Source organism: Pseudomonas sp. MPR-R2A5 (assembly GCF_058793055.1).
Genome location: NZ_JBXAFK010000036.1, coordinates 40,712 through 56,365, shown reverse-complemented (window position 1 = coordinate 56,365; position 15,654 = coordinate 40,712). Strand labels below are relative to the sequence as shown.

The window sequence follows — 15,654 nt, the reverse complement described above, 5'->3', positions numbered from 1 at the left end:
GGAATCGGAAGCACAGCATCGGGGATCAGGTGATGACTTTGAATGTGGGGTTTATGGAGCGCTTACTTTTGACCAAACGGGATATGAGGTTGAAGCGAGACATAACCTCCGAGGGGAAACTATAGGAAACGTTGCTCTGTCGGGAAAAACTGGCGTGTGCTGCGGACTAGCACATTGAGAGTGGGGTGTTCACGTACAAGTAGACTAAGCATGGAAGCATGGGGACTTCAGCCCCATCCCAAGTAGTGATTACAGCCCACTGTCATAGCCTTAGGCTGATATGCTCGCTAGTAATCAAGCTGATGGAGATCGAACCGACAACTCGGCATCACAGTGCCGCTGAGTGTACATCCAGTCGACAATCTCGCCTTCCGGGCTGTAGCCGCTTACGGTGCTTTTCAAGATCTGCCTGACGAGGATGTAATCATTCTCCTCAACGCCAGCCAACAGAGCTTGCAACCTTACTTTGAGAACATCCCAGGTTAGAAACTCCTCGCTCGCTCGCATAATCATCGGATGGCTCGTGGCTACGACGTTGTCGCCTATCAACAACTCCTCATAAAGTTTTTCACCCGGGCGTAACCCACTGAAATTGATCAGGATATCTCCGTGTGGATTCTTATCCGAGCGAACACTCAAGCCCGACAGATGAACCATCTTTTCAGCAAGCTCCACGATCTTCACAGGCTCGCCCATGTCGAGCACGAACACATCTCCGCCAAGACCTAAAGAACCCGCCTGAATTACCAACTGAGCAGCCTCAGGTATTGTCATGAAATAACGCGTGATCTTGGGGTGAGTAACGGTTAACGGCCCTCCCGCTTGGATCTGCTTGTGGAACAAAGGGATAACCGAGCCCGACGAGCCTAGTACATTGCCAAAGCGAACCATGGTGAAACGTGTTTTATTGACGCGAGAAATTTTCGATGTATCACCAAACAGAACCGGCGCCAGCTCCCGGCTCAACGCTTGCAACACGAGTTCTGCAAGACGCTTGGTGCTGCCCATTATATTTGTCGGCCGCACAGCCTTGTCGGTTGAGATAAGCACGAAATTTTCGACGCCTGCCTGCAAGGCAGCTTGAGCTGTATTAAGTGTCCCTATTACATTATTAAGAATGCCCTCGGCAATATTATGTTCCACCATGGGCACATGCTTATAGGCAGCTGCGTGGTAGACCGTATCAACGGACCAGACCTTCATTATTTCGAGTAGCCTATCCTGATGTCGCACCGAGCCGAGAATAGGTAACAGCTTTACGTCCAGAGCCTCAGAATCAATGCGTTTCTCAAGCTCGGACAGGATGCAGTACAAGTTGTATTCACCATGATCAAACAGCAGCAAAGTCGTCGGCCCTAGCGTCAATATCTGCCGGCAGAGTTCCGAGCCAATAGAGCCACCCGCCCCCGTTACCATAACCACACGCTGCTTTATGCATTGTTCCAACAACTCATCCTGAGCCGGCACGGGATCCCGGCCCAACAAGTCGGCAATATCTACTTCCTGAATATCATCGACCTTAACTCGACCACTCGCCAAGTCCATGAACCCTGGGACGCTTCGCACGTGTAGCGGATAGCTCTCAAGGTACGCCAGTATTTCCCGGCGGCGCGCCCTTGTAGACGAAGGAATTGCAAGCAACAGCTCCTCCGCCCCCGTCTCGTTGATCATTCGTTGGATATGCTTCGGCTTATAAACCTGCAGTCCGGAAATCACGCGATCGGCAATACTATTATCGTCATCAATAAAGGCAACAGGTCGCATCAGTTTGCCTATGCGTAAAGCGGCCACCAGTTGATTACCGGCCGCCCCAGCGCCGTAAATAACTACCTTGGTCAGGCCGTCATCGCGGTTTGTAAAAGGAACGTGTTGAGCCGCAGCAAACCAGTCTCCAAGGAAGTACTGACGCATCCCCAGGCGCAGGCCGCCTATGATGACCATGCTCAGCCACCAATAGTTGAATACAATCGAACGAGGGACAACGGTCTGATGATTGCTATAAAGGTATACGACCAATGCTAACAACAAGGCTGACAGGCTAACCGCCTTGATGATGGCGATTAGTGCGTCATTTCCAAAATAACGCATGACAGCACGGTACATACCGAAGTTGATAAAAAGCGGAATAGCGATAACCGGCGCACTGAGGAACAGCCACAAATGGACGACAAACGGGTTGTTCAGATCATCAAATCCCAGACGAACGACAAACGCCAGCCATAGCGCCACCCAGACGAGCACGATATCCGTGACGACTTGCAAAATGCGTTTTTGCCTGCGTGGCAAGCCCACGAGGCGGGTGCGTAGACTATCCATAAACCCTTTTTATACCTCAGTCCTGAGTATCGCCAGAAAAACGGCAGTTCTATGTTGTGGCGCGTGTGATTCCCTAACGATGCCGCCAACAAATTATTCGGTTTTTTCCAGCTCACCTGCATGAAACTTGATAGCCAGCAGTATCAACGGAACATAAGCCAGAAGCAGCCCCAAGACACCATCCAAGCCTAATCCGACACAGATACCGATGGGCAGCAGCCAGAACAAGTTGATCACCGTCACCGCCAGCGTTACGGGTAAATGCCGCCCTGCCTGGCGTGATGCGTACTGATAAGCATGACTGCGATGCGCCTCGTATACCTTGTCCCCACGCAGCAAGCGACGCCCTAGGGTAAAGGTTGCATCAACAATAAATACACCCAGTAAAATGAGCCAGACCCAAAGCAACTCACTCGCCACCCAAGCGGCCTGCAATGAGAGTACGCCGATCACAATGCCAAGAAATCCGCTGCCCGCATCCCCCATGAAAATGCGCGCTGGCGGGAAATTCCAGTATAGGAAACCGAGCACAGAAAAGGCCAGCAGCAACGGCCCCAACATGATCGCTTCATTACCGGTCAGCCAGTAAACAAGACAAACTCCGAGACAGGCACAGACAGCTTCGACGCTAGCAATTCCATCAATCCCATCCATGAAATTATACAAATTGAGCATCCAGACCAAGTACATGGCGGCCAGCAAATACCCGAGCCAGCCGAGGTCCAGATCAACCCCCAACAATTTGATAACGGGCAGGCCTCCCATGCATAAAAGCGCCCAGCCTGCCGCAACAAAATGCGCCAGCAAACGCCAACGCGCTGCGATGTGACCATGATCATCAAGGAAACCCACCACAGCAATCAGTGCTCCGCTCCCCAGCAATGCCCAGGCAGCCTCCCAACTGATCGATCCAGAGCATGCCATCAAGCCTACCGATGCCAAATACGTCAGAACGATAGCAACGCCGCCACCTCGCGGCGTCGGTACTGTGTGGGAACTGCGTCCGTTGGGAATGTCCATTAGACTACGTGCCAAGGCATAGCGGCGTAGTATCCAAGTCAACAAAAGCGACGCTATTAGCGCCGCGGCGAATACCAACCAGGGGGTCATGTAAGATTAGGTTCCTGAAACAAAATACGGACAAGAAAGGCTCCGAATTCATCGCAGTCCCCATCAAGCCGATAATTTTTTAAAAGACTGTCTGGCTATCTATTACAGCAAATTGTCGCTTTGCTATGTGCGGAAATGCCGGAGCTCAGCGCTCTAGCAGTTATTCAGACGCCAGCATTGAGCAAGTCGGCACACCAAATCCCGTAGCCGTTGAGCCTGCAAGCTCGACCACGTACCTCAACAGTATTTTGTTCATCATTTGTCATTTCGCCTCAAGGTACCTTTCCTTAAAAGCACCTCGAGGCGTTCAAACAACGTCGCCTTTGAAAAGTGCTCAACGTAGTAACGTCTACCAGACTCTCCCATTGCCTCGCGCTCAGACACAGGCAATGCGCTCATGGCACGTACGATCTCGGCCAGCCCAGCGGCATCGCCAGCCGAGCAAGCCATACCTGCAGCCGATTCGACAACGACCCGGGCAGCTTCGCCATCGATCATGGCAATAATGGGCTTCCCTGACGCCAGGTACGCCTGAACCTTGCCGGGAATGGTTTTTTCGAAGACTTCATTTGTCTTCAATGACACCAACAGCGCGTCTGCCATCGCAAAAAGTGCGGGCATTTTTTCCAACGGATGCCGTCCTAACAGTAGGACATTGTCCAACCGGTACTCTGCTACATGTTTGGCCAACCATTCACTTGCCCGACCATTTCCAACGATCACCCAGCGAACAGGTAATTCAGTCTTGATCGTTTTTGCTGCCGCCATAATGGCCGGGAAATCCTGGGCCTCACCGATGTTCCCTGCGAAAAGGACCGTGAAGACTGACTCATCACGGTTCAGCAAGTCAGAAGCCGCCTGCACATCGCCAGAAAAATCGTCCTCGGCCCAGCTTGGGAAGTACACCAACCGATCGGGTGAAATCGAACGAGTGCAATACTTCCTGACATCCTCGTCAAAGGACCGCGACTGTAACAACAGATAATCAGCGCGATTGTAGATCCAAGACACCATTTTCCCGACTAAACCAAGCAACTTTGGATTTTTGATTACCCCTATCGCATTCAGGGTTTCCGGCCACAAATCCAAGACCCAGACAAATACTGGTGCATTTTTCAGACGTCCAAGTACCAATGCTGGGATAGCCGCCATAATAGGCGATACGCCATAAACGAAGATTGAGTCGAACGACTGTCCCCGCAACTTGTAGCAGCCAAAGGTTGAAGCACTGGTAAAAAAAGACAGGTAATTCAAGGCGAGCGTAATGCTATGACTGCCCCGCGCTAACATCGGAACCCGAATAATGCGTGCCCCCTTATAGCGAGAGAACTGCGCGGGATCACGCAGGTAATCGCTATAGACCTGCCCTTCCGGATAGTTGGGTTGCCCCGTGAGTACCGTGACCTCATGGCCTTTGGCGACGAAACCTTCAACCATGTTATTGATGCGCATGTTTTCGGGCCAAAAATACTGGGTGACCACTAAAACCTTGAGCGGGCGTTCCTGAGTGAGCCTATCCAATCAGTATTGCTTCCATACAGTACGCATGACGTAGTCGCGATAGCTGTGGATGATCCTCGCGACCTTCTCAGAAACGTTCGGCATGCTGTAGTCCGCGACGAGGCGCAACGTGCGCTCCTGGCCACTGGCTTGGCTTTCCAACAATTGCAAACCTTGCATAACACGCTCAGTTTCCAGGCCAACCATCATGACAGCAGCCTCTTCCATCCCCTCTGGACGCTCATGGGCTTCACGCATGTTCAGCGCGGGGAAGTTGAGGATTGAAGACTCTTCATTGATAGTACCGCTGTCCGAGAGGGCAGCCTTGGACGTCAGTTGCAGCTTGTTGTAATCCTTAAAGCCGAGTGGCTTGAGCAGTTGCACATTTCTGTGAAAAATCACACCCATGGCATCTACACGTTTTTGTGTCCGCGGATGCGTACTCACAATTACTGGAAAATCATAATGCGCTGCAACCGTATTAAGCACATCGACCAACTTGAGGAAGTTCTTATCGGAATCGATATTTTCCTCACGATGGGCACTCACGACAAAAAACTTTCCGGCCTCAAGCCCCAATCGCTCCAAAACATCCGAAGCCTCAATACCTTCACGGTAATAGTTGAGCACCTCATACATCGGGCTGCCAGTTTTAATCACCATATCCGGCGACAGACCTTCGCGTAACAAGTAATCGCGCGCAATACTGCTATAGGTCAGATTAATATCTGCTGTGTGGTCAACGATGCGCCGATTGATTTCTTCTGGAACGCGCATATCGAAACAGCGATTGCCGGCTTCCATATGAAAAGTTGGAATCTTACGACGTTTCGCCGGAATGACCGCCATACAACTATTGGTGTCACCGAGCACCAATAAGGCCTCTGGCTTCGTTTCTTCCAGTATCTGGTCTACAGCAATGATCACGTTGCCGATAGTCTGCGCACCGCTGGAGCCCGCCGCATTGAGAAAGTGGTCTGGCTTGCGAATACCGAGATCCTGGAAAAAAATCTCGTTTAATTCATAATCATAATTCTGCCCGGTGTGCACCAGGATGTGTTCACAATGTTCATCCAACTTAGCCATCACCCGCGACAAGCGGATGATTTCCGGACGAGTGCCCACAACCGTGACAACTTTCAGCTTTTTCATCTAAATACTCTTTCCAGAATCATTAACATCGGAATTTTCGACCAAAATGACGGCCTCATGCCTTCCGCAGATCAAGCTCGAGTTCCAACCGGCATTGCAAAAGTATCTGGCCGATCGCGGTCGAAGATCTCATTAGCCCACAACATGACGACCATCTCATCGTCACCGACGTTAGTAATATCGTGAGTCCAACCAGGCACCGTTTCCACAACCTGGGGGCGCTCCCCATCAGTGTGCAACTCGTAAAACTCGCCAGAAACGATATGGCGAAATCGGAAGCAAGCCTTGCCGTTGATAACCAGAAATTTTTCAGTTTTGCTGTGGTGGTAATGCCCGCCACGGGTAATACCTGGATGAGCAGTGAAATAGGAGAATTGGCCACTGTCCTTGGTCTTCAGCATCTCAACAAAAACACCACGCGGATCGCCGTGTTTTTTCACCTCATAGGTGAAGTGCTCGACAGGCAGGTAGCTGACATAGGTCGAATAGAGCGCACGTACCAATCCTGTGCCAACGGCTTCACTGATCAACGTGTCACGACTCTCGCGGAATGCATGTAACTGGTCCGCCAGCGCACCCACAGAGATTTTATATACCGGTTGCACCTGCACAACCGAATCGCTGGAAGAGCCAGCATCCATGACTCGAATGAAACAATCGACGACATCGTCGATATAGACCAGGCTAATCACGGCGTCCCGGTCATTGACTTGAATGGGCAAGCCACGGGTGATGTTGTGGCAAAAAGTGGCAACGGCGGAGTTGTAATCAGGACGCGCCCACTTACCAAACACATTAGGTAAGCGCAAAACCTCTACCCTGGAACCATGGCTCGACCGAAGGTCATTCAGTGCCTGCTCGGCCGCCAACTTGCTGACACCATAGGGGTTATCACGATCTGCCTGGGTCGACGAGGTATAAAGCACCGGTATGGATCTACCGCTAGTCTTGATCGCTTGACAAAGTGCAAGCGTCAGATCGGTATTTCCAACTTTGAATTCTTCTGGTGATTGCGGCCGATTGACCCCAGCCAAATGAAACACAAAATCACAATCAACCACTCGCGCAGCCAGCTCGGCGATACTGTTTTCCCGAGTGAAGGAGACGACCTCTATATCCTTGCGCTCCCTCAGGTGCGCAATCAGATTCTTACCGATAAAGCCATTGGCGCCAGTGATCAATACTTTCATCACTCACTCCTCGGGCGTAGCTTGTTCGCCACGCTGAATCGCCTGCATGAACTCAAGCTTGAGCAAGAGACGTTCCATACCAGCCACATCCAAACGCTCGGTATTGTGAGAGTTGTAATCTTCCGTACGGGAAATTTTCTCCTCACCTTGCTCCACAAATTTGGAGTAGTTCAGGTCGCGCAGATCGGGTGGCACTCGATAATAGTCACCCTTATCTTCGGCACAAGCCATTTCCTCACGACTCAACAGCGCCTCGAAGAGTTTCTCGCCGTGACGCGTGCCGATCACTTGAATGGGATGTTCTGGCTTGCCGAGCATGCCGGTCAACGCTTTGGCGAGGGTCTCAACCGTTGCTGCTGGAGCCTTCTGCACGAACAGGTCGCCGTTGCGACCGTGCTCGAATGCATACAACACCAGATCGACAGCATCCGCGAGCGTCATCATGAATCGACTCATGTTTGGATCAGTCAGGGTCAACGCTTGCCCTGCACGAATCTGCTCGATGAAGAGCGGGATCACAGACCCACGCGAAGCCATAACATTGCCATAGCGAGTGCCACAGATAACGGTTTTCTGGTCATCCACATTGCGGGATTTGGCCACCATCACTTTTTCCATCATTGCCTTGGAAATACCCATGGCATTGATAGGATAGACAGCCTTGTCGGTGCTCAAACACACCACACGCTTGACTGCGTTCTGGATCGCAGCTTCAAGAACATTTTCGGTACCGATAACGTTCGTCTTAACCGCTTCCATCGGGTGAAACTCGCAGGAGGGAACCTGCTTGAGTGCTGCCGCATGAAAAATGTAATCCACGCCGCGGGTAGCGTTAAGTACGCTTTGATAATCACGCACATCGCCGATATAAAATTTCAGTTTGGCGCTAGCGTAACGCTTACGCATATCATCCTGCTTCTTCTCATCTCGACTGAAGATGCGGATTTCAGCGATATCGCTGCTGAGGAAACGTTTGAGTACTGCGTTGCCAAATGAGCCAGTGCCACCGGTGATAAGAAGTGTTTTTCCGCTAAACATAATGAGTCCTAAAGCAACGCGCACTGCACAACAAGCTTCTAGCCGGCCAATCACACCTCAACACCTGCCATTCCATCAGTCTACTAACCCGCAGAGCATGCCAGCGGTGAAGATACTCAAGGAAAACGTCGGAGTTTGCTTGCCTACAGCCTGAAAAGCAGATGTGTGTGTGTGTGCAGTTAAAGATGAGGAATTTTAAAATGGAGCCCATTTTAAGCTCTGCATTCTCAATGTCAAAAGCGAAGGCAGATAAATAACGTGCTGGAGCGCGCTTTAACTGTCACATCAGGATGGAACCTGCCTTAGCAGGATCAGAACACACGGCTGCAACAGCCGATCAATTTTTTGTAGATGAGGCTATGGGCCGCCAATCTGCTTAGCCCTTTTGGCGAGCGTTCCTTCGGCCTACCAACAACGCGAGCATAGGCCCAACAAACATTCCGAGAATTAGTGCCAATGTCACAATAACCGAAATTGGAAGCTCGGCTGTAGGCCAGCCAAAAAACACCAGTGAGGCGGCTTGCTGGTTTTCCAGCACAAAGATCAATACAAAAAGAGCGACAAACAAAGCAACCAAAATCAAAAAAGCGCGCTTGGCTCTACGCATAGCTCCCCCGATCAAAATAGACTCAGACATCCTCTTCCTCATCCTCATTCACCCGATCCCGCAATTCCTTCCCCGGCTTGAAATGAGGCACAAACTTCCCATCCAGGCTGACGGACTGGCCGGTTTTCGGGTTACGACCTACACGAGGCGCACGATAATGCAGCGAAAAGCTCCCAAACCCACGGATCTCAATCCGATCGCCGGTAGCTAGGCACTGCGACATCTGTTCAAGCATAGTCTTGATAGCCAGCTCCACATCCTTGGATGAGAGTAGCCCTTGATGGGTGACAATTCGTTCGATCAACTCCGACTTCGTCATATTTTTCCCTTCTTTTTCAAGCAGCTAGGAAAAGCGCTTCGAAGGTTTTAGCATGACTTGATGAATTTGAACAGCCCATGTATCAACTTATCTCCAGGATGGATAAACAGCAGCAAGACACCCGTTGCGCCCTCAATTGCAGATCACCAACATCCTCCGAGTCACCGCCCCTGCCGGGTTCCAGCCGAACAGATAGTCCCCCCCCTCATCCTTGGCGTCACTGGATCTGGTGATCACCTTGTAGCCCTGCATCTTGCACTCACGGGCGGCGCGCTTCTCGCACTTATCCCAGTTGTTGCCAAGGCCCGAGCAGTCGACCTCGATACCGCTGACACCGCGCTTAGCGTGGGTCTTGGCGCTGGTGGCAGAGCAGCCTGCGAGCATTACCACTGCACATATGACGATAAGCCTGTTCATCCAAATCCTTATTGAGTCAGCAACACGAGGATCGCTTTCTGAAGACTATAGTCACTTCAGACCGCCGCCAACACGTCTTGGTTCTAGATGGTTGATTCAACAAATTTCAGGCAAAAAAAGGGGCGACCGAAGTCGCCCCTTTTTATAGCGTTACAGAACTTAGTTCTGCTTAGCCATTGCTTCGCGCAGCAGGGAGGCCATGGTGGTCTCGCCTTTTTCAGCTTCCGGAGCAGCTTTCAGGCTCTGGATAGCTTCTTTCTCTTCCACTTCGTCTTTCGACTTGATGGAGAGCTGGATCACGCGGCTCTTACGATCAACGCTGATGATCTTGGCTTCTACTTCCTGGCCTTCTTTCAGAACGTTGCGCGCGTCTTCAACGCGGTCACGGCTGATTTCGGAGGCTTTCAGAGTCGCTTCGATATCGTTGGCGAGAGTGATGATGGCGCCTTTAGCGTCAACTTCTTTCACGATGCCTTTAACGATTGCGCCTTTGTCGTTCTCTTGAACGTACTCGGAGAACGGATCGCTTTCCAGCTGCTTGATACCCAGGGAGATGCGCTCGCGCTCTGGGTCAACCGACAGGATAACGGTGTCCAGCTCGTCGCCCTTCTTGAAGCGACGAACAGCTTCTTCGCCCACTTCGTTCCAGGAGATGTCGGACAGGTGAACCAGGCCGTCGATGCCGCCGTCCAGACCAATGAAGATACCGAAATCGGTGATCGACTTGATGGTGCCGGAGATTTTATCGCCCTTGTTGAACTGGCCAGAGAAATCTTCCCATGGGTTAGATTTGCACTGCTTGATGCCCAGGGAGATACGACGACGCTCTTCGTCGATGTCCAGAACCATAACTTCCACTTCGTCGCCGACTTGTACGACTTTCGAAGGGTGGATGTTCTTGTTGGTCCAGTCCATTTCGGAAACGTGTACCAGGCCTTCCACGCCTTCTTCCAGCTCTGCGAAGCAGCCGTAGTCGGTCAGGTTGGTTACACGCGCGGTGACGCGAGTGCTTTCTGGGTAACGGGCTTTGATAGCAACCCATGGGTCTTCACCCAGTTGCTTCAGGCCCAGGGAAACACGGTTGCGCTCGCGATCGTATTTCAGAACCTTGACATCGATCTCGTCGCCAACGTTGACGATTTCGGAAGGATGCTTGATACGCTTCCAAGCCATGTCGGTAATGTGCAGCAGGCCATCCACGCCGCCGAGGTCGACGAATGCGCCGTAGTCGGTGAGGTTTTTGACGATACCTTTGACTTGTTGGCCTTCCTGCAGGGATTCCAGCAGAGCTTCACGCTCGGCGGAGTTCTCTGCTTCCAGCACGCTGCGACGGGAAACGACAACGTTGTTGCGCTTCTGGTCGAGCTTGATGACTTTGAATTCGAGTTCTTTGCCTTCCAGGTGCGTGGTGTCGCGCACTGGACGAACGTCGACCAAAGAACCTGGCAGGAACGCACGGATGCCGTTAACGTCGACTGTGAAGCCGCCTTTAACCTTACCGTTGATAACGCCCTTGACCACTTCTTCAGCTGCGAAGGCTGCTTCGAGAACAATCCAGCATTCAGCGCGCTTGGCTTTTTCACGGGACAGCTTGGTTTCACCGAAACCGTCTTCAACCGAGTCCAGAGCAACGTGAACTTCGTCACCGACATTGATTGTCAGATCACCAGCATCGTTGTAGAACTGTTCCAGCGGGATCAGAGCTTCAGACTTCAGACCAGCGTGAACGGTTACCCAGCGAGCTTGGTAATCGATATCAACGATAACACCGGTGATGATGGAGCCTGCCTGAAGGTTCAGGGTTTTTAGGCTTTCTTCAAAGAGTTCCGCAAAGCTTTCGCTCATTTTAATTCCTGTTGATAAGGGCGAAGAATACGCCCATCTCCACACCCCAGACGGTGTGGGTCAGTTTCAGTTAAAAGAAGCCACCGCAGGACTATGACTGGTCCCCTGCGGCCTTCTTGATCACCCGGCGATATCGCGAATGGCGATTTCACTCAAGATGCGTTCCAGCACCTGCTCGATGGACAACTCCGTGGAATCCAGCTGTATGGCATCAGCCGCCGGTTTGAGCGGGGCTACTGCGCGCTGGGTATCACGCTCATCGCGTGCACGGATCTCATCTAGCAGACTCGACAGACTAACACCATCGACTTTGCCCTTCAACTGCAAGTAGCGGCGGCGAGCACGTTCCTCGGCACTGGCGGTCAGGAAAATCTTCAGCGGTGCCTCAGGAAACACCACGGTCCCCATGTCGCGACCGTCTGCCACCAGGCCCGGTGGCTCCTGGAATGCCCGCTGGCGCTGCAGCAGTGCATCGCGTACGGCCGGCAGCGCGGCGACCTGGGAAGCCCAGGAACCGACTTGTTCATTACGCAGGTCATCGGTCACATCATCGCCTTCCAGGATGATGCGCTGCGGATGACCTTCCGTCGCGCCGACGAACTGCACATCGAGATGCGCCGCCAGCAGTTTCAGGGATTCTTCGTTGGTCAGGTCGACGCCATGGTTGCGTGCGGCAAATGCCAGCAGGCGGTACAGCGCGCCGGAGTCCAGCAGGCACCAGCCGAGGCGCTTGGCCAGGATGCCGGCGATCGTGCCTTTGCCCGAGCCGCTTGGCCCGTCGATGGTAATCACCGGTGCTTTGATATTCACAATTGAGCCTCTTGGGCAACACGGATGCCGACTTGGGCACACAGTGTAAGAAAGTTCGGAAAAGATGTAGCTACATTGGCGCAGTCACGGATACGAATCGGCGCCGTCGCCCGCAGGGACGCCACGCTGAACGCCATGGCAATCCGATGATCGCCGTGGGCATGGACTTCACCACCCCCCATCGGGCCACCCTCAATGATAATCCCATCAGGGGTGGGTTCACACTTCACGCCCAGCGCCAGCAGACCATCGGCCATGACCTGGATGCGGTCAGACTCCTTGACCCGCAGCTCCTCGGCACCGCGCAAGACGGTTCGCCCAGTGGCGCAAGCCGCGGCGACAAACAGCACGGGAAACTCGTCGATCGCCAAGGGCACCAGCGCCTCGGGAATCTCGATACCCTTGAGTACAGCAGCACGAACCCGTAGGTCGGCCACCGGCTCACCGCCCACTTCCCGCTGATTTTCGAGGCTGATATCTGCGCCCATCAGCCGCAGGATATCGATCACACCGGTACGCGTCGGATTGATGCCCACATGCTCCAGCAACAACTCGGAACCCTCGGCAATCGACGCCGCCACCAGGAAAAACGCCGAAGACGAAATATCCCCCGGCACCTCGATGTGGGCAGCGGTCAGCCCATGGCCTGATTCCACCGACGCCGTCGCGCCCTCCACCACCACCGGATATCCAAAGCCGCGCAGCATCCGTTCGGTATGGTCACGGGTCGGCGCTGGCTCGGTCACCGACGTCTTACCTTCGGCATACAGCCCGGCAAGCAACAGGCAGGATTTGACCTGCGCACTCGCCATCGGCATCGCATAGGCCAGGCCTTTCAGCGTCTGCCCGCCGCGAATGGTCAACGGCGGACGCCCTTCCGGTCCGGTCTCGATCACCGCGCCCATGTCCCGCAACGGCTTGGCCACGCGGTTCATCGGGCGCTTGGACAGCGAAGCATCGCCGGTCAGGACGCTGTCGAAGCGCTGCGCCGCCAGCAAGCCGGACAGCAGTCGCATCGAAGTGCCGGAATTGCCGAGATAGATCGGCCCTGGCGCCGGCTTCAAGCCATGCAGCCCCACACCATGGATAGTCACGCGCCCATGGTGCGGCCCTTCAATCACCACGCCCATGTCGCGAAACGCCTGCAAAGTCGCCAAGGCATCCTCGCCCTCAAGGAACCCCTCGACTTCCGTCACGCCCTCGGCCAACGAACCGAGCATGATCGAACGATGGGAGATCGACTTGTCACCCGGCACCCGGATGCGCCCGCTCAAGCGGCCACCCGGGTTGGCGATGAAAGTCAGGTCATCGGCGTTCACTGCGGTTTCCATATAGGCCCGGCGCGCCAGGATCTTGCTGAAATGTTCACGTGCCACCCGCGCACGGGTGAACACGCCCAATAATTGATGGCCATCCCCGGCATCCACCGCGTCGCGCAAGGCGTCGAGGTCACTGCGAAAGGTGTCCAAGGTGCGCAACACCGCTTCACGATTGGCGAGAAAGATGTCGTGCCACATCACCGGGTCGCTGCCGGCAATCCGCGTAAAATCGCGGAAGCCACCCGCGGCGTAGCGGAAAATTTCCAGGTTCTCGTTGCGCTTGGCCAGCGAATCCACCAAGCCAAACGCCAGCAGATGAGGCAGGTGACTGGTCGCCGCCAGCACTTCGTCGTGGCGCTCGACCTGCATATGCTCCACATCCGCCCCCAACTCACGCCAGAGACGATCCACCACGGCCAGCGCGGCCGGGTCGGTTTGCTCCAGCGGCGTCAGGATCACTTTATGGCGGCGGAACAGCTGCGCATTGGAGGCTTCCACCCCGCTCTGCTCGGAACCGGCAATCGGATGGCCCGGTACAAAACGCGACGGCATGCCGCCAAAGGCCTGTTGCGCTGCACGCACCACATTGCCCTTGGCACTGCCGACGTCCGTCAGGATCGCCTGGCCCAGGTCCATGCCGGCCAACAGCGCCAGCAGTTTTTCCATGGCCAGGATCGGCACGGCGAGCTGGATCACGTCCGCGCCCTGGCACGCGAGCGCCAGGTCCGCCTCGCAGCGATCCACGACGCCCAGTTCTACCGCCAGCTTGCGCGATTGCGGGTCGAGGTCCACACCCACCACTTCGCCACACAATCCACTTTCACGCAGGCCCTTGGCGAAGGAACCACCGATCAAACCCAGGCCGACCACCACCAGGCGACCGATCATAGGCACAACAGGTTGCAATGCAGTGACATCAACCACGAGCCAGAACCTTGGCCAGCGCCTCCAGGAAGCGACTGTTTTCAGCCGGCAAGCCAATGGTGATACGCAGGTGATTCGGCATGCCGTAGTTGGCCACCGGGCGAACGATCACGCCTTCGCGCAACAGGCCCTGGAAGATTGGCGCGGCCACTTGGCCGAGGTCGACGCAGATGAAGTTGCCCTTGGACGGAATCCAGCCCAGGCCCAACTCACGGAAGCCTTCCTGCAATTGCAGCATGCCGCTTTCGTTGGTGCGGCGCCCTTCTTCCAGGTACTCGGTATCCTGTACCGCCGCACAGGCCGCCGCCAGGGCGAGGCTGTTGACGTTGAAAGGTTGGCGCACGCGGTTCAGCACATCAGCGACGACCGCCGTCGACAGGCCGTAGCCGACCCGAAGAGACGCCAGGCCGTAAGCCTTGGAGAAGGTGCGCGACACCAGCAGGTTCGGGTAGGCCGCCAGGAAATCCAGGCCATCCGGCAGGTCACTGCCCTCGGCGTACTCGATATAGGCTTCGTCCAGAACAACCAGCACGTGCTCAGGCACGTCTTGCAGGAAGTCATTCAACGCCTGCGCGTCGAACCAGGTACCGGTCGGGTTGTTCGGGTTGGCGATAAAAACCACGCGAGTCTGGGCGTCGATAGCCGCCAGCATCGCCGGCAGGTCGTGCCCCCAATCCTTGGCAGGAATCACGCGCGCCTCGGCACCGACGGCCTGAGTGACGATCGGGTAGACCGCAAATGCGTGTTCGCTGAACACCGCGTTCAAGCCAGGTGCCAGATAGGCACGCCCCACCAGCTCAAGGATGTCGTTGGAACCATTGCCCAGGGTGACCTGGTTCAGCTCGACCCGGCACTTTTGCGCCAGCAAGGACTTGAGGGCAAACCCGTTGCCATCCGGATAACGGGTCAGTTCGGCCAGTTCTTCACGAATCGCCGCCAATACCTTGGGGCTCGGACCCAGTGGGTTCTCGTTACTCGCCAGCTTGACGATCTTCGCCGGGTCCAGGTTCAACTCACGCGCCAACTCGTCCACAGGCTTGCCCGGAACGTAAGGCGACAGTTGTTGCACGCCCGGCTGCGCCAGGGCGAGGAAGTTGCCACTCATGT

General features: G+C 54.5%; 13 protein-coding genes. All 13 read right to left on the bottom strand.

Annotation, left to right across the window (positions count from 1 at the left end; all coding sequences use genetic code 11):
• Positions 1 to 294: 294 nt before the first annotated feature.
• The 13 genes from AC1Q6I_RS23535 to hisC all read right to left on the bottom strand — a co-directional run bounded on the left by AC1Q6I_RS23535 (position 295) and on the right by hisC (position 15,652).
• The gene (locus tag AC1Q6I_RS23535) at positions 295 to 2,316 is read right to left on the bottom strand and encodes a polysaccharide biosynthesis protein (protein ID WP_102624369.1); all 2,022 of its coding nucleotides are present in this window, start codon (positions 2,314 to 2,316) and stop codon (positions 295 to 297) included.
• Between the two features lie 93 nt (positions 2,317 to 2,409).
• Complete coding sequence (locus AC1Q6I_RS23530; protein ID WP_102624370.1) at positions 2,410 to 3,426, bottom strand: MraY family glycosyltransferase; 1,017 nt, start codon at positions 3,424 to 3,426, stop codon at positions 2,410 to 2,412.
• A 255-nt stretch (positions 3,427 to 3,681) separates the two neighbouring features.
• Positions 3,682 to 4,947 carry a glycosyltransferase family 4 protein gene (locus tag AC1Q6I_RS23525; RefSeq protein WP_223840706.1) on the bottom strand — a complete coding sequence of 422 codons (1,266 nt, stop codon included), beginning with the start codon at positions 4,945 to 4,947 and terminating at the stop codon, positions 3,682 to 3,684.
• Positions 4,948 to 6,078, bottom strand: a complete 1,131-nt coding sequence (gene wecB / locus AC1Q6I_RS23520; RefSeq protein WP_102624371.1) for a non-hydrolyzing UDP-N-acetylglucosamine 2-epimerase — start codon at positions 6,076 to 6,078, stop codon at positions 4,948 to 4,950. It lies immediately after the preceding gene.
• 71 nt (positions 6,079 to 6,149) lie between these two features.
• On the bottom strand, positions 6,150 to 7,268 hold the full coding sequence (wbjC, locus tag AC1Q6I_RS23515; RefSeq protein ID WP_102624372.1) for a UDP-2-acetamido-2,6-beta-L-arabino-hexul-4-ose reductase: 1,119 nt from the start codon (positions 7,266 to 7,268) through the stop codon (positions 6,150 to 6,152).
• A gap of 3 nt (positions 7,269 to 7,271) precedes the next feature.
• On the bottom strand, positions 7,272 to 8,306 hold the full coding sequence (locus tag AC1Q6I_RS23510) for a polysaccharide biosynthesis protein (protein ID WP_102624373.1): 1,035 nt from the start codon (positions 8,304 to 8,306) through the stop codon (positions 7,272 to 7,274).
• 376 nt (positions 8,307 to 8,682) lie between these two features.
• On the bottom strand, positions 8,683 to 8,943 hold the full coding sequence (locus tag AC1Q6I_RS23505) for a LapA family protein (protein ID WP_306661582.1): 261 nt from the start codon (positions 8,941 to 8,943) through the stop codon (positions 8,683 to 8,685).
• The gene (ihfB, locus tag AC1Q6I_RS23500; RefSeq protein WP_048382534.1) at positions 8,936 to 9,232 is read right to left on the bottom strand and encodes an integration host factor subunit beta; all 297 of its coding nucleotides are present in this window, start codon (positions 9,230 to 9,232) and stop codon (positions 8,936 to 8,938) included. The genes AC1Q6I_RS23505 and ihfB overlap by 8 nt, the downstream gene beginning before the upstream one ends.
• Before the next feature lie 132 nt (positions 9,233 to 9,364).
• A complete protein-coding gene (locus AC1Q6I_RS23495; RefSeq protein ID WP_102624374.1) occupies positions 9,365 to 9,649 on the bottom strand; it encodes a hypothetical protein in 285 nt (94 codons plus the stop codon).
• 159 nt (positions 9,650 to 9,808) lie between these two features.
• A complete protein-coding gene (rpsA, locus tag AC1Q6I_RS23490) occupies positions 9,809 to 11,494 on the bottom strand; it encodes a 30S ribosomal protein S1 (protein WP_024074156.1) in 1,686 nt (561 codons plus the stop codon).
• A 120-nt stretch (positions 11,495 to 11,614) separates the two neighbouring features.
• Entirely contained in the window at positions 11,615 to 12,304 is a 690-nt protein-coding gene (gene cmk, locus AC1Q6I_RS23485; protein ID WP_003172653.1) for a (d)CMP kinase, read from the bottom strand.
• Positions 12,301 to 14,511 carry a bifunctional prephenate dehydrogenase/3-phosphoshikimate 1-carboxyvinyltransferase gene (locus tag AC1Q6I_RS23480; protein WP_041160869.1) on the bottom strand — a complete coding sequence of 737 codons (2,211 nt, stop codon included), beginning with the start codon at positions 14,509 to 14,511 and terminating at the stop codon, positions 12,301 to 12,303. The genes cmk and AC1Q6I_RS23480 overlap by 4 nt, the downstream gene beginning before the upstream one ends.
• A gap of 28 nt (positions 14,512 to 14,539) precedes the next feature.
• Entirely contained in the window at positions 14,540 to 15,652 is a 1,113-nt protein-coding gene (gene hisC, locus AC1Q6I_RS23475) for a histidinol-phosphate transaminase (RefSeq protein ID WP_024074154.1), read from the bottom strand.
• Between the last annotated feature and the right edge of the window lie 2 nt (positions 15,653 to 15,654).

Excerpts from the sequence above, each read along its gene's own strand:
- AC1Q6I_RS23530 (WP_102624370.1), bottom strand. The coding sequence starts at position 3,426 with ATGACCCCCTGGTTGGTATTCGCCGCGGCGCTAATAGCGTCGCTTTTG.
- AC1Q6I_RS23535 (WP_102624369.1), bottom strand. The coding sequence starts at position 2,316 with ATGGATAGTCTACGCACCCGCCTCGTGGGCTTGCCACGCAGGCAAAAA.
- hisC (WP_024074154.1), bottom strand. The coding sequence starts at position 15,652 with ATGAGTGGCAACTTCCTCGCCCTGGCGCAGCCGGGCGTGCAACAACTG.
- AC1Q6I_RS23510 (WP_102624373.1), bottom strand. The coding sequence starts at position 8,306 with ATGTTTAGCGGAAAAACACTTCTTATCACCGGTGGCACTGGCTCATTT.
- wecB (WP_102624371.1), bottom strand. The coding sequence starts at position 6,078 with ATGAAAAAGCTGAAAGTTGTCACGGTTGTGGGCACTCGTCCGGAAATC.
- AC1Q6I_RS23505 (WP_306661582.1), bottom strand. The coding sequence starts at position 8,943 with ATGTCTGAGTCTATTTTGATCGGGGGAGCTATGCGTAGAGCCAAGCGC.
- ihfB (WP_048382534.1), bottom strand. The coding sequence starts at position 9,232 with ATGACGAAGTCGGAGTTGATCGAACGAATTGTCACCCATCAAGGGCTA.
- AC1Q6I_RS23480 (WP_041160869.1), bottom strand. The coding sequence starts at position 14,511 with ATGATCGGTCGCCTGGTGGTGGTCGGCCTGGGTTTGATCGGTGGTTCC.
- wbjC (WP_102624372.1), bottom strand. The coding sequence starts at position 7,268 with ATGAAAGTATTGATCACTGGCGCCAATGGCTTTATCGGTAAGAATCTG.
- rpsA (WP_024074156.1), bottom strand. The coding sequence starts at position 11,494 with ATGAGCGAAAGCTTTGCGGAACTCTTTGAAGAAAGCCTAAAAACCCTG.
- AC1Q6I_RS23495 (WP_102624374.1), bottom strand. The coding sequence starts at position 9,649 with ATGAACAGGCTTATCGTCATATGTGCAGTGGTAATGCTCGCAGGCTGC.